The organism is Pectobacterium sp. F1-1 (assembly GCF_025643735.1).
In the GTDB taxonomy this organism is placed as follows: Bacteria; Pseudomonadota; Gammaproteobacteria; order Enterobacterales; family Enterobacteriaceae; genus Pectobacterium; species Pectobacterium colocasium.
On sequence record NZ_CP104733.1, the window covers coordinates 4,772,840 to 4,787,916 of the forward strand.

Annotated in this window: 8 protein-coding genes and 2 pseudogenes; 8 read left to right on the forward strand and 2 right to left on the reverse strand. The window is 48.1% G+C overall.

From position 1 onward, the window contains the following. Window positions 1–152 precede the first annotated feature (152 nt). Window positions 153–2,387, reverse strand: a complete 2,235-nt coding sequence (gene pelX / locus NAL19_RS21440; protein ID WP_263058398.1) for a pectate disaccharide-lyase PelX — start codon at window positions 2,385–2,387, stop codon at window positions 153–155. Between the two features lie 314 nt (window positions 2,388–2,701). On the opposite strand from pelX, the gene glmU reads away from it, so the two are divergent. Further along, the gene (gene glmU, locus NAL19_RS21445) at window positions 2,702–4,072 is read left to right on the forward strand and encodes a bifunctional UDP-N-acetylglucosamine diphosphorylase/glucosamine-1-phosphate N-acetyltransferase GlmU (protein ID WP_263058399.1); all 1,371 of its coding nucleotides are present in this window, start codon (window positions 2,702–2,704) and stop codon (window positions 4,070–4,072) included. A gap of 184 nt (window positions 4,073–4,256) precedes the next feature. Further along, window positions 4,257–6,089: a glutamine--fructose-6-phosphate transaminase (isomerizing) gene (glmS, locus tag NAL19_RS21450; RefSeq protein ID WP_263058400.1), complete on the forward strand. Its 1,833-nt coding sequence runs from the start codon at window positions 4,257–4,259 to the stop codon at window positions 6,087–6,089. Window positions 6,090–6,240: 151 nt separating this feature from the next. Here glmS and NAL19_RS21455 read toward each other — a convergent pair. Next, a pseudogene (locus NAL19_RS21455) lies at window positions 6,241–6,381 on the reverse strand (IS3 family transposase); the annotation flags it as partial. Window positions 6,382–6,507: 126 nt separating this feature from the next. Here NAL19_RS21455 and NAL19_RS21460 point away from each other — a divergent pair. From NAL19_RS21460 to pstS, 6 genes and pseudogenes are all read left to right on the forward strand, one after another. After that, window positions 6,508–7,968, forward strand: a complete 1,461-nt coding sequence (locus tag NAL19_RS21460; RefSeq protein ID WP_263058401.1) for a DUF3375 domain-containing protein — start codon at window positions 6,508–6,510, stop codon at window positions 7,966–7,968. Window positions 7,969–7,988: 20 nt separating this feature from the next. After that, window positions 7,989–8,852, forward strand: coding sequence for a DUF4194 domain-containing protein (locus NAL19_RS21465; RefSeq protein WP_225086341.1), 864 nt, complete (start codon window positions 7,989–7,991; stop codon window positions 8,850–8,852). Continuing rightward, window positions 8,849–12,310 carry an ATP-binding protein gene (locus tag NAL19_RS21470; protein ID WP_225086342.1) on the forward strand — a complete coding sequence of 1,154 codons (3,462 nt, stop codon included), beginning with the start codon at window positions 8,849–8,851 and terminating at the stop codon, window positions 12,308–12,310. The genes NAL19_RS21465 and NAL19_RS21470 overlap by 4 nt, the downstream gene beginning before the upstream one ends. Further along, window positions 12,303–13,568, forward strand: coding sequence for a Wadjet anti-phage system protein JetD domain-containing protein (locus NAL19_RS21475; protein ID WP_225086343.1), 1,266 nt, complete (start codon window positions 12,303–12,305; stop codon window positions 13,566–13,568). Before NAL19_RS21470 ends, NAL19_RS21475 begins: the two co-directional genes overlap by 8 nt. A 36-nt stretch (window positions 13,569–13,604) precedes the next feature. Next, a pseudogene (locus NAL19_RS21480) lies at window positions 13,605–13,757 on the forward strand (IS256 family transposase); the annotation flags it as partial. 171 nt (window positions 13,758–13,928) lie between these two features. Continuing rightward, on the forward strand, window positions 13,929–14,969 hold the full coding sequence (pstS, locus tag NAL19_RS21485; protein ID WP_225086344.1) for a phosphate ABC transporter substrate-binding protein PstS: 1,041 nt from the start codon (window positions 13,929–13,931) through the stop codon (window positions 14,967–14,969). Window positions 14,970–15,077 lie beyond the last annotated feature (108 nt).

Consider the following 15,077-nt stretch of genomic DNA (forward strand, 5'->3'; position numbering starts at 1 on the left):
TAACGGATAGATCGTAAAGACGCTGTGAATACGTCCATGTACGCTCGGCTTGCGCCATCCATGGCGCAAACGCTTTACTCTTCTATTCCGTTACTACCGTTTCCGTTCGGTAAATGGGTTTCCCACCACCTTAATTGGGATACTTGAAGCCCTTATTTTTTCTTCAGGAAGTCGCCAAGTACCAGATTGCCTTTGGCATCACGTGTAAACGTTTCAGGTACGGTTACCGATACGAAGTTATTTACGGTGATTTCCTTACCTTGCGCGTTAACAGAGCGGTCGCCTTTGATGAAATAGTTGGTGTTATCGATATTGCCGACAACCGCATCATCATATTTACCCGCTTTGGTCTTCAGTGAAATGTTGTTCTTGAAGACGCCTTGTTTTTCCGGGCCAGAGTAAGGGCTTGGGCGGAAAATAAAGTTAAAGCGTTCGTTATCTAACGCGATGTTGTCTTCAACGATCAGTGCGCCAGGGTTGAAGTTGTCAGTGAAACCATCAAGCTTGTTACCCACGGCAATGCTGTGTTTAACCTGATGCGCCACCGGCTGACCTTCGCCACCCATTTTGAAGCCGTTGCTAGTGTTGTTCATGGCAATTGAGTTCTCGATCACCACAACGCCGTTTGCGCCGTCTTCAATTTTGTTAAACAGGTCGAAGCCGTCATCGATATTGTTGTGCGAGAACGCGCCGCGAATCACGTTGCCTTCACCCACACGCATTTTCACCGCGAAACCATCGGCGTTAATTTTGCCTGGGTCCTGATTACTGTGAGATTCTGAATTCAGAATCAGGTTATGACTGGCCCACAGCGGTCTGCCCACATCGGCTGTTGAGGTCACCTGAATACCGGTATCGTCAGCGTGATGCGCCAGAACGCGTTCGATGGTGTTGTAGCTACCCTCGATACGGAACGGTTTCTCTGTGATTTCAATCCCTTTAACATGCCAATGGCTCGCTTTCAGTTGCAGGCCATGAATGACGGCTTTATTACCGACAGTAAACAGGTTTTTGACGGCTTTTTGCTGGCCGCTGGCGCTGACAGGGATTTCAGACGCGTTGTAATCACCATCGCTGAGCCAAATGGTGCCGCCTGCTGGCAGAGCGGCGACGGCGCTGGCAAAATCGAGCGGTGCATTTTTACTGCCGTCATTGCTGGCTGAACCTTGTGGCGAAACATACAGATTTTTAGCGTCTGTATAGGCCACTTTTTCAACCTTGAATGTGCTCTCTTTTACCGCTTTATCATCCCCTTCCGCAGGCTGATAGGCTATCTTGAACTCAGCACTGTTGCCGGCAATTTTCGCTGGCAGAGAGAAGGTCTCTCCCGCTTTTACCTGCTTGGCATCACCCAGCGATTTACCGTCTTGTGATACGGTAATTGTGCCGTTGTAATTGGCTTTCGCCTGTACAACATAGTGTTCGCTGGTGGTTTTAGGCGATGACATCACCTGAAGCAAAGGATCATAAGCCTTAGCCTTAAACTCCGGTGACGCTTTGGTTTGCGCCGGCGTGGTGGTCAACTGAGCATTGCTGACGGTGATTTTGGCGTTACGAGAAGCAAAGAAACCGACGTAGTAGTGGTCTTTATCCAGCTTGGTAACGACGTCCGCACCTTTGACTTCTTTAGAGACCCAGTTATCCGTGCCTTTCGGTGCATAAGAGGTGATAAAGCCGTCGTTGGTGCGCTCCAGTTTCAGACGGAAGGTCGGCGTTTGATCCAGATTCACATTTTCCTGATAGCTGGTTTTGGTAATCTTCGCGCCTGCGTTGCCCCACGGCTGCGTTACGCCATTACGCAAAATCGCCTGTAGCTTGATTTCGGTATGAGACTTTTTATCCTGCGTCATGATGGCGTTCATCACCATGTTGGATGCGGCAGGGAATTCTTCATACCCTTCTTTCAGCGGTTCCTGACGCGGCACGCCTATAATATCGCGCACCAGAATCCCCGCCCCTTCCTGAGCCGCAGGTTTGGCACCGTTTTCTGGCCCAAACTGTTCTACGGTAATGTCAGACTGAAGCGTGAAATTCACATTAGCAGGCAACTGCGTATAGAAAAACGTCAGCCCGTCATGGGTGTTAGCAATCTTTCCGCCACGGCTCTCGATCGTGATCGGAGCGGACAAATCCGCGTTATCTCCCGGCGCTAATTTCTTGCCGTTGATGGTGACGTCATTAACACCAATTTTTTCCGGCAGGACATTGGATGAGAAGTTTACGTCTGTTGATTGGCCAAAGGCGATACCGTGCCAGACTGGTGCTGATTCTGTCGCGGCGTGTGTACTGAAGCTGAAAAGTAATGCATTCGTCAACGCGACGGCTGCGAGGCGTGAAGAACGGTGTTTCCGTAAAGAACCACATTTTGGTGAAGAACAACGTTTCATTGTGTCTCCTTCGTTATTGAATTATTCGCCCGCGTATATTGCTATAAATGAAACGCTGTTTCTTTTGCGTGTGTCACAAATGGAAATACTTAAAAACAAAGTCTGTTTTTTATGAAACTTCGTGCCATTTCTGTTTTTGGGGACTTCACCCTCCCACCAGGAGTATTCGCCGCGTTGTGCGAGATTTTCAGAAAAAACTCACCAAAAAGTATCCGCGTTATGTATGAGTTTCGGTAAACTCTGGTTATTCATGCCGTAACAGGCTAGCCATTTTTATTCTTGCGGAGCGGTGGCTTCGCACTGTCAGGATGCTTATGTCAAATAGTGCTATGAGTGTGGTGATCCTTGCTGCGGGTAAAGGAACCCGTATGTATTCCGACCTTCCCAAGGTGTTACATAAGCTGGCAGGTAAGCCGATGGTTCAGCACGTCATTGATGCGGCAATGACGACAGGCGCACAACACGTTCATCTGGTATACGGTCACGGCGGTGATTTGCTAAAACGTGAATTGACCGATCCGGCCTTGAACTGGGTATTACAAGCGGAACAACTCGGAACCGGTCATGCCATGCAGCAAGCTGCTCCTCATTTTGCCGATGATGAAGACATCCTGATGTTGTATGGCGATGTGCCGCTGATTTCTTCACAAACCCTGGGGCGTTTACGTCAGGCTAAGCCGCAGGGCGGTATCGGCCTGTTGACGGTGAAGTTGAGCGATCCAACGGGCTATGGGCGAATTGTGCGTGAAAACGGTGCCGTAGTCGGGATCGTCGAGCACAAAGATGCTAGTGAAGAACAGCGCCAGATTAACGAGATCAATACCGGCATTTTGATTGCGAACGGCAAGGATTTGAAGCGTTGGTTAAGCCAGTTGAACAACAATAACTCACAAGGCGAGTTTTACATCACCGATATTATTGCGATGGCAGCGGAAGAAGGTCAGCGTGTTGAAGCGGTCCATCCCGAGCGACTGAGTGAAGTGGAGGGCGTTAATAATCGCCTGCAACTGTCGGCGCTAGAGCGGGTTTATCAACGTGAGCAGGCGGATAAACTGTTGCTGGCCGGTGTGATGCTGCTCGACCCGGCACGGTTTGATCTGCGTGGTGAGCTGACCCATGGTCGCGATGTGGTGATTGATGTCAATGTCGTCGTGGAAGGCAATGTTAAGCTAGGCAACCGGGTGAAAATCGGCGCAGGCTGTGTGATTAAAAACAGCATCATTGGCGACGATTGTGAGATAAGCCCTTACTCGGTGTTGGAAGACGCGGTGTTAGAAGCTGCGTGTACCGTTGGCCCGTTTGCCCGTTTGCGCCCAGGTGCAGAGCTGGCTGAAGGCGCGCATGTCGGTAACTTTGTCGAATTGAAAAAGGCGCGTTTAGGTAAAGGCTCAAAAGCAGGCCACTTGAGCTATTTGGGGGATGCGGATATCGGTTCCGGTGTTAATATTGGCGCGGGAACGATCACCTGTAATTATGACGGTGCGAATAAACACAAAACGGTGATTGGCGACGATGTGTTTGTTGGCTCGGCTACGCAATTGGTAGCGCCCGTTAGCGTTGCCAGCGGTGCGACCATTGGTGCGGGAACAACGGTTACGCGTGATGTAGCAGAGAATGAGCTGGTGGTCGGCCGCGTGAAACAGCGGCATATTTCCGGCTGGGTACGGCCAGTGAAAAAGAAATAATATTTGATGCCTCCGCACGCGGCGGAGGCGGTTTTGCCCTGTGCTTTGGCCTATTCCCGAGCACAGAACAAAACATAATAATCCCCAACTCTCTACAAGGCTCGGGGAACCCGGAAAAACCGGAACAATCAGGTCTAAGACATCCCTGGTGACACAATATGTCACTTTTATAGGAATACCATCGATGTGTGGAATTGTAGGCGCTGTTGCGCAACGTGATGTTGCTGAAATTTTGCTGGAAGGTTTACGCCGTCTTGAGTACCGCGGCTATGACTCTGCGGGCCTGGCGGTTGTTGACAGCGAAGGACATGTCGCTCGTTTGCGTCGTCTGGGAAAAGTGCAGGTGCTGTCTCAGGCTGCCGATGAACATGAGCTGCGCGGCGGTACGGGAATTGCCCATACTCGTTGGGCAACGCACGGCGAACCTTCTGAAGAGAACGCACACCCGCATGTTTCTGAACATATCACTATCGTCCATAACGGCATTATCGAAAACCATGAGCCGCTGCGCGAACTGCTGATCGGTCGCGGCTATCGCTTTGTTTCTGAAACCGATACGGAAGTGGTTGCCCATCTGGTTCATTTCGAACAGCAGCAGAACGGCGGAACGCTGGTTGAAATCGTTAAGCGTGTGATCCCACAGTTGCGCGGTGCGTATGGCATGGTGGTGTTGGATAACCGTGACCCAAGCGTACTGGTTGCCGCACGTTCTGGTAGCCCGCTGGTGATTGGCCGTGGTGTCGGTGAAAACTTCATCGCCTCCGATCAGCTGGCGCTGCTGCCAGTGACTCGCCGTTTCATGTTCCTGGAAGAAGGCGACATCGCGGAAATTACCCGCCGTGACGTACGCGTGTTTGATAAATCCGGCCAGATTGCCGTACGCGAAGAAATTGAATCAAAAGTGAATTACGATGCCGGCGACAAAGGCGCGTATCGTCACTACATGCAGAAAGAGATCTACGAACAGCCGATGGCAATCAAGAACACCCTTGAAGGGCGTTTCAGCCATGGCGAGATCAATCTGTCTGAGTTAGGCCCGAAAGCGGATGAGCTGTTGGCGAAGGTTGAACACGTTCAGATCATTGCCTGCGGTACATCCTACAACTCCGGTATGGTTTCCCGTTACTGGTTTGAATCACTGGCCGGTATTCCGTGCGACGTGGAGATTGCTTCCGAATTCCGCTATCGCAAGCCTGCCGTGCGTAAGAACAGCCTGATGATTACCCTGTCTCAGTCCGGTGAAACCGCAGATACACTGGCGGCACTGCGTTTGTCCAAGGAGCTGAGCTATCTGGGTTCGCTGGCCATTTGTAACGTTGCGGGTTCCTCGCTGGTGCGTGAATCCGATCTGGCGCTGATGACCAAAGCGGGCGTAGAGATTGGCGTGGCGTCGACCAAAGCCTTCACTACCCAGCTTACCGTTCTGCTGATGCTGGTGGCGCGCGTTGGCCGTCTGCGCGGTATGGATGCGCAGATGGAGCATGATATCGTTCATGGTTTGCAGGCGCTGCCTGCGCGTATTGAGCAGATGCTGTCTCAGGACAAGCTCATCGAATCTCTGGCAGAAGGTTTCTCTGACAAGCACCATGCGCTGTTCCTTGGTCGTGGCGATCAGTATCCGATCGCGATGGAGGGCGCGCTGAAGCTGAAAGAGATCTCTTACATCCACGCGGAAGCCTATGCGGCAGGTGAGCTGAAACACGGCCCGCTGGCGCTGATTGATGCGGACATGCCGGTTGTGGTGGTGGCACCGAACAACGAACTGTTGGAGAAATTGAAATCCAACATCGAAGAAGTGCGGGCGCGCGGCGGTGAGCTGTATGTCTTTGCTGATGAAGATGCCGGTTTCACCAGCAGCGAAAATATGAAAATTATTCCGCTGCCGCACATCGAAGAAGTGATTGCGCCAATCTTCTATACGGTGCCGTTGCAGTTGCTGTCTTATCACGTCGCGCTGATTAAAGGCACCGATGTCGATCAGCCACGTAACCTGGCGAAATCCGTTACTGTTGAGTAATGTTTAAAAAACGAAGGTAAATAGCTGTCGGGTGACAAAATATTTGTAAAATGAAAAAGCCCAGTAATGCTGATTAAAAAGCATACTGGGTTTTTTTGGTTGATCGCAGTTTGGGTTGTGATCCTACCCACGTAATATGGACACATCCCTGAGCGAGATTTTCATTTTCAAATTGTTTCAAGCTGAGACCACTACAGGCATTGTGGTGTCGCCAGCGATTGTAATCGCACTCAATATAATTAAACACCGCCGTTCGCATTATTTCTCGACAGATGAAGCGCTCTCTGTGCATAGGATCAGTTAGCTTTGTGTTAGTTTGTAGATATTCATTTTTTGGGTGCTTTTCAATAGGTGGGTTCAGCTTTATAGTAATCAGTGGCCTCAGCCTGTAAAGAGAGATTCGTATGGGGGAAAAGGATTGAACTTCCAAGGTTTGCAAGCCAAGTACCGGCGGCTATTTGCCGAGAACGCAGCTTGGAAGTTGTTAAAGGCCGATAATGCGCCTTATATCCTTGCGTTCATTGCTGCTCTCTTTTTGGAAGACAGTGAAGTTCCCTACGGTCGAGCTAGAATCTTGTTGGATGTTGAGATTGAACGCAGCCGCGAGCTCGGCATTTGGTCAACCGAGACGTCGGCAGCCACTTATCTGAATCAATGGATTAAGAATGGCTGGTTACGAGAAATGGATGATTTACTGACTAAAACTGACGCCAGTGAAATAGCACTTAGATTCTGTAAAGGGCTCGATGAACGCAATTCAGGCACAACAGCCTCACATTTGCGTATTGTTCAAGAAGCCGTTCGTGACTTAGCGGTTGCAATTAGTCCTAACGTTGATGAGAGAGTGACTTTGCTTGAAAGCAAAAAGGCAGAGATTCAACGCGAAATCGAGGCGCTTCAAGCGGGGATTGTCCCGGTTCTAAGTGAGTCCGATCAAAGAGAGCGAATCCGTCAGATCTATCAACTGGCTTCAGTGCTGACGGGTGATTTTCGTCGTGTAGAGGACGAAATTAGGACTCTAGATAGAGAACTCAGGATTCAGATTATAGAAGGTGACATCTCTCGTGGGGATGTGCTGCTCTCCGTAATGGAAAGAGAAGCATTGCTTTCTACTACAGAAGCAGGAAGTGCGTTTGAAGGCTTTTTTCAGTTGCTGTGTGATCAAAACCGCTCAATGGAATTTCGTGAGCAGCTCCGTAGCATTCTTAGTAGACCGGTCGGTCAGCAATTATCCAGTAGTCAGCATCAGTTTCTTAGTCACCTTATGCGTGAGCTGAGCCGCGAGAGCGAAAGGGTTTTTCGTGTCAGGCGGCGTACTGAAGAGAGCCTGCGTTCCTATATAGAAAGTGGCGCTGCTGCCGAAAATCAGGCGGTTGATAGATTGCTTTCAAAGCTAGAAAGACAAGCTGTATTGCTGCGTGATGAAGGCTTCGATTTGACAACGGAAACGGTACTTAGTCTCCCTGTTGGTCCTATAGAAATTAAATCCCCTGAATCGATCAAATTAAGAACCCCGGACGACAAGCTCGATACATCGGGTGTTGAAGAAAACGCCAATAGAAGAGAACCAAGTGCTCACGTGCTTGACTGTCTCGATGCTGTTCAAGTAAGACAGGTGGCTTATCAGGTCCTTAACACCCTGAGAAAACATGGCCCGATGTCGATTGCCAGGCTTGTAGACGAAACCCCGTTGACGTCAGGGCTGGAGGAACTGGTCGCGTATTTGCGAGTAGCAAAAGCGGTGAATGCGACCATGCTAGATGAAAAAGAGGATGTAATCGTAGTTGATAAGCAAGGCGTTAAGCTGAAAGCGTCTATACCTACCTATCTATTAACTGCCGAACTATTCCCAGAAGACATCGATGAACTTACCCTCTAGCGGGTAGCAAAGGAAAGCCAATGACGAACAACACGCCACCCAATAGCTTCTTCTCGATGGTAACAGGCAAATCCGATCAAGAGCTACATAACGAAGGCAATGAAGGAAACAGCGAGGTATCGGATGATCCCCATAATTTAAATGATCCAATTCCCAAAGTTCCGAATCGAGACTTTGAAGACCAGTCTTTGGAAAGCGACGGGGCGGGGTTAATAACGGAGAGCGCCAAATTCAGTGATTCTGAAATGCCTCATGATACCCGGCGAGTTTTGGTTCATCTGATGCGGCAGGGCTCCATTATGGCATCACAAAAACCGAAACTATTTGAACAGCTTTGCCGTTATGAATTGGCGATACGGAAGCATCTATCTGAAGTTTACCTCCAACTGGTACTTGATCAGAAATCTGGTGTGGCATTCGTGGCCAGTACTCTCTCAGAGTATGTTGGCAATATCGAAGATGATGGGTTGGAAGATGAGGCGTCAGATTCTGACGAATCAGCCACCTTGATCCCAAAGCGTACCCTTTCCCTGTTTGATACATTGATACTACTTGTTTTAAGAAAGCATTATCAGGATCGAGAGTCGGCAGGAGAACAAAAAATTACGATTGATATCGAACGTTTAGAATCCTATCTGACGCCCTTCCTTCCGATAACTGACCACGCGTCAAAAGATCGAAAAAAGCTACTGATTAGAGTAAAAGAGATGGTTAAGCGGAAAGTTTTGTCGACGATCAGAGGCGAAGAAGATCGATACGAAATCACCCCCATCATTCGTTACGTAGTGAATGCCAGTTTTTTAGAGACAATGTTGACTGAATACACTGCGCTAGCCCTAGAGCAACTCAACGAAACAGGTCGTGCGGGAAGAGATCAGAAATGACTGCTGATTTATTCGAAAACTTAGCTAAGTCTTCTACCAATGATATCGGTGACTCAATACCAAGTAATGATTTGTTTTCTCAGGGGCAAATAAGGTTGTCTGAACTATCAGTGTTCAACTGGGGGTCTTTTCATGGGTTACATACTGCTGCTATTGACCCGGAAGGAACATTGGTAACGGGAGACAATGGTGCCGGAAAGTCGACTTTTATTGATGGGTTGATGGCTCTTCTTCTGCCGGCAGGCAAAGCAATATTCAATGTCGCCGCAGCACAAGGTGATCGCTCCGACCGTTCTCTCTTATCTTATATGCGGGGAAGTTTTGGTTCGGCTCATGATGGAGCTTCAACCCGTGTAAAAAGCAAACGGGAAAAGGGCGTTGTTACCGGCCTGAGAGCACTTTATCGAGCTGACGATGATTCATGTATCACTTTAGCGGTGCTTTTCTGGACTACAAGCGCGACAAATACACTGGGTGATGTAAAGCGTGTTTATCTTGTCGCCAAGCGTAATCTCCAACTTAAAGAGCTTCTCGATGCCTTTGGTGAAGGTAATACGAGGCAACTCAAACAGTGGTTACGGGACGATCCTGCCATAACAGATTGCGACAGTAATTTCTCAGATTATCAGGAGCTATACCGAAAGCATCTCTATATGGACAACAAGAACGCCCCTGCATTGTTGTCGCGAGCGCTTGGTTTAAAAAAGATTGATGATCTAACCAAGCTAATACGTGAGTTAGTGCTCGAACCAAGTGGTGTAAAAGAGGATGCGAAAAATGTTGTGGAGGAATTTGCCGACCTCGTAGCAATACATGAACAGCTGATTGATGCGAAAGAGCAGTACAGCCATTTAAGCAGATTGCCTGAGCTGGCCGATTCCATCGCAAAGGCCACCAAGTCCCTTGATTCACTCCTGCTGGAAAAAAGTAACCTAGCGACGTACTTTGGTGAGGCGCTTTCCATTCTTTGGGCGGAGAAGCTAGAAGATATAGATAAAGCGCTGGATTCAATATCAAGAGAAATTAACCGTGTAGAAATCGACGAAAGTGATGCCCAGTCATCCGTTGAGAAGAGGCATGAAGAATATCTGAATCTTGGTGGCGATAAAATTGAATCACTGAAAAACGAGATTAAATATATTAGAGGCAAGCTTGATGATGTAATTCAGGTTTCATCTAAATATCAGGTTGATTGCCGAAGACTTAGTTTGAATTCGGAGATTAATGAAGGCGTTTTTTTCACTAACAAGAGCACGGCAATCGAGAATTTTGCCAAAATTGAAGAAGACACTAAGCAGGCACAAGATCACTTTGGTGATGTTGCCGCTCAGTTAAGTGAGCAACAGAAAAATTTAAATGCGATTAAAGGCGAGATTCTGGAGATAGAGGCTCGTCCAGATTCAAATATCGATGTTCGTTACCAGAAGCTCCGAGATGAAATGATTGAATCACTTGACTTGCCAAGCGAGGAACTTGTTTTCATCGGTGAGTTGCTGGATGTCAAAGATGACGAAAAGCCATGGCAAGGGGCCATTGAGCGGGCACTGGGTGGACTAAAAACGACTATGCTTGTGCCCCAAAAGAATTACTCGATGGTCACGCGCTGGCTCAATGTTAGACATACTGGTTTGCATGTACGGGCTCAAATTGTCTCTCAAGTTCGAACAGATCAAAAATCCACAGGTTTCACTGAATTCAGTGAGCGGGGTTATCTTCGCAAATTGATATGGAAAGACCATGCGTATCGAGATTGGTTGAAAAGTCATTTGCACAATTTTGATTTACAGTGTGTGTCTGGCACGGATGAACTTGATGCCACTCCATTTTCAATGACTAGGGAAGGCCTTGTGCATATGGAGCGAGGCCGTTTTGAGAAAAAAGACCAGCGGAAGATAGATGATCGAAGAAGTTGGAGTCTTGGATTCTCGAACAAATCGCGCCTGGCGCTGCTAAATACAGATAAAGGGTCTGCGGAACTTCGTTTGTCTGAGTTGGATAAGACTTTAAGTGAGGCAAGAGAAGCACTCAATAAAAACGCTGAGAGAGCTAATCTCTGGGAACGTCTGAGCTCGTACACCTGGGAACAGGTCAATGCACCATACTGGCAAAGACGTTTGGAAAGTGTGCAAGCTGATCTGGATGAACTAGAAAAATCGGGTGGCAACCTTGAAGTGGCCAGAAGTCGGTGGGATACGGCTAAAGAACACCTGAAAAAGATTCAGGAAAGCAAGGGGCAGCTTTTAACGAAGAAAGGGTCACTAGGGAACGATAAATCTCATGCTCAAGAACAGTTGGACAAATATCAGCAGCTAGCCGCCGCCGGAATGACAGATGGCGTCAGGCAATTGCTTCAATCAAGGGTGGGCGAGATTCGGTTAGATGATGCCCATCGACAAGCGAACTTTGAAAAAGCCATTGATGGTGAATTAGACAAGATACGTTCCTCTAAGAGCACAGCGGAGAATGTCGCAAACGGGATAATGGGTTCGTTCCGAGGAAAGGATAAATGGCAACCTATCACTGTTGACTGGCCTACAGGGCTGGAAGGATTGCAATATTATCTGGAACACTATACCTATATTGAGACGGAAGGGCTACCAGAGCTAATTGATCAGTTTAAAGAGCGATTGAACAAGCATGCCACTCAATCATTGGCTCGCATCAAGACAAAGCTTGAATCTGAAAGAGAAGATATTTTAGAAAGAATAGATACGATCAACCAGGTTTTGAAGCGCACTGAATTTAAACAAGGAAGCCATTTAAGGCTGGGTTCCAAGCGTGAAAAATATCCACATGTGCTGGAATTTGAGCGAAAAGTCAGAAGTGCACTGAGTCAAGCAACGAGTGATGACCATGAAGCTCGATTCAGGCTCTTGTCTGACGTGGTTGATATTCTTGATAAGGCGAGTGCACCGGGCACATCCACCAATGAAGAAAGCAAGAGGCTTCTGGACCCGCGTTATCAGATGTCATTTTTTGCTGAAGAGATTGACTCGCATACGCTTGAAGTTCGAGATGTGCTTGAATCAAGCAGTGGAAAGTCTGGTGGTGAGAAAGAGTCATTTGCTGGCACTATCGTTGCGGCAAGCCTTGCTTATGTATTAACACCGGATGGGTACGACAGGCCAATTTACTGCACTGTGTTTCTGGATGAGGCGTTTTCTAATACCGCAGAGGCTGTCAGTCGTCGAGTTATTAGAGTATTCAAGGAATTGCATATACACGTTAATTTGATTACGCCTTATAAAAACCTCAACCTGGCAAGGGAGTCTGCACGATCGCTACTTATTGCTGAGCGTGACTCAGCACTCCATGAAAGTCATTTGTGCGAAGTCACATGGGAAGAAATAGATCAGCGCATGGCTCATCAGAAGGAATCAGCCCAGTTAAAGGAAATAGCTGGTGAAATCGAGCTGAAAGAGTTGCGAAACACGGAAGTTGAGCCTAGTGATGTCTGAAACAAATAGTCGACCACCATGGGGGCTTCTCCAGCAAGATGCCGTTGAAGTACTGAAGGCTAAGTATTGGAATAATAGAAAGACTTTAAAGAGTTTGCTTATTGGTAAGACCGAATTTCCGATACAGATATCTCTGAAGCCGCCAAAAGGAAATGCAGCCCTGAATAATATCATTCATTTTCAGGAGTTTGTGGATTCCTGGAAGTCGTTTTGCGAACAGGCTGCATATGAGTCCATACAAGTTAACGTCCGTTGGGATACCGTAACATTTAGATCGCTTTCTGAGCAGAAAGTGCCAACCTATTTGACAATACCTGATATCAGCTCGCTTGCTCAAATGCTTGGTGATGAGGCAGGGAAACAGCTTAGAAACTGGCAGTCCAGAATTGCAAATATCTTTGATTCACTCTCCATAGAACTTGCTAAATGCACTGTCCACTCAATAAGGCCAACCTATGAGCGTGAATTGTTCTCCGTACTCATTTCGAATCTGGAAACCTTATCCGGTTTTAGTGATTCAGACATGCAATTGCTAGTTAAACTCATTCCTCAGTTTCACAAAGGCATGGGGAGTGGATGTTATTTAAGGGCTCTTCCTGTCATATTTGTCGATACCAAATTCATAGAGAAAAATCTGGGGTTTATTGAGTCAGTTACCGCAGCCATCATCGATTGCTCTGCAAAGGAAATGGGGCTTTTGAGTTGGCTGGATTGCAGAGATAAGCCAAAAGATTGGTTGTTAGTAAGGCCGTTGTGTAAAAACACTGCGGATTCCCTCGGAGGTCTGCCAGTGTTACGAATGTCGTCTGAAACATTATTAGGCTTCGAGTTGCCTGCTAAAAATATTCTTGTGATTGAGAATGAGCAGTCGTGCCTGTCTCTCGATAATATCCCTGACACGATCGCTGTGTCGGGAGGAGGCAAGAACGTTTCATGGATGAGGGCTGATTGGCTTGGCAATAAGCGAGTTGCCTATTGGGGTGATATTGATTCTGAAGGGCTTGCCATACTCAGTGATGTTCGCAGTAAGTTGAGTACGGTTATCCCGCTGATGATGGATTTGGAGACCGTTGAGGCCTACCGAGATAGGATGGTTGACGAGCCAGAATCGTTAGCTAGAGAGCCCGTTGCATTGACTGACCGGGAACTGATGCTCTTTAGAATGCTGCGCAATGGTGATTACGGCTGTACGCGTTTAGAACAAGAGCGTTTGCCGATGGATTTTGTCCACGAGAAAGTGCGGCAGTGGGCTGGCTAAGTGGGACTGTCATTAATTGCGTGTTTAAGGCATAACATGCCTTGCAAGACGAAGACTGCACCGCCGGTATTGCCGGTGATTCCAGCCGAGCTGCTTGAGCCGTTCGGCAATGGCTTGATGACGACTGAAGCCATCAATGCAGCGACGCTGGCCCTGAAGAACGCCTTGATTGAACGGGCGCTGGCTGGTTGCCCCTGGATTTTCCTGTCCACGGCCTACTTGTCATAAAACTGTCATATTTCGTACATTTTACTGTCACTAAATTGTCCTATTTTTCCTCCTGCGAACTACACTCTGATTTGACAACTCTGATTGATAACGGCTCTACGTCGACACGTCGAGTATCCCACAGGAGGGATTATGAAACTGATGCGTACCACTCTTGCCAGTGTTGTTGCGGCAACCTTTTCTCTGACGGCATTCTCTGCTTTTGCTGCTGCTAACCTCACCGGTGCCGGTGCGACATTCCCTGCGCCTGTTTATGCCAAATGGGCTGACTCTTATCAAAAAGAAACCGGTAATAAAGTTAACTATCAAGGCATCGGTTCTTCTGGCGGTGTAAAACAGATTATCGCTAAAACGGTAGACTTCGGTGCTTCTGATGCGCCGCTGGCTGACGACAAATTAGCACAGGATGGTTTATTCCAGTTCCCTACCGTTATCGGTGGCGTGGTACTGGCAGTGAACGTTCCTGGTATCAAATCTGGCGAATTGACGCTGGATGGCAAAACACTGGGTGATATCTACCTGGGCAACATCAAAAAATGGAACGACCCGGCAATCACCAAACTGAACCCGAATGCCAAGCTGCCGGATCAGGATATCGCTGTTGTTCGTCGTGCTGACGGTTCTGGTACCTCTTTCGTGTTCACCAGCTACCTGGCGAAAGTGAATGCTGAGTGGAAAGAGAAAGTCGGTTCTGGCTCTACCGTTAACTGGCCAACCGGTCTGGGCGGTAAAGGTAACGATGGTATCGCCGCGTTCGTACAGCGTCTGCCTGGTTCTATCGGTTACGTAGAATATGCGTATGCCAAGCAGAACAACCTGGCTTACACCAAACTGATTTCTGCCGATGGTAAGCCAGTTAGCCCGACTGAACAGAGCTTCAGCAACGCGGCTAAAGAGATCGACTGGAGCAAATCTTTTGCTCAGGATCTGACCAACCAGAAAGGCGCGGATGCGTGGCCAATCACGTCAACTACTTTCATTCTGGTTCACACCAAGCAGGATAAACCTGAGCAGGGCGCTGAAGTGTTGAAATTCTTCGACTGGGCGTTCAAGAAAGGTGGCGAGCAGGCAACTGCTCTGGATTACGCCACACTGCCAAAAGAAGTGGTTGAGCAAATCCGTGCTGCCTGGAAAACCCAGGTAAAAGACAGCAACGGTAAAGCGCTGTACTAATTATTGCATCAACAACGTATTGCATCGGCCGTTGTGTTGATAACCAGAGCGTGATGAGGTTGTCGGGTTCTGGGAAATACGTAGTGGAATAACAAGTCGTATCGGGGC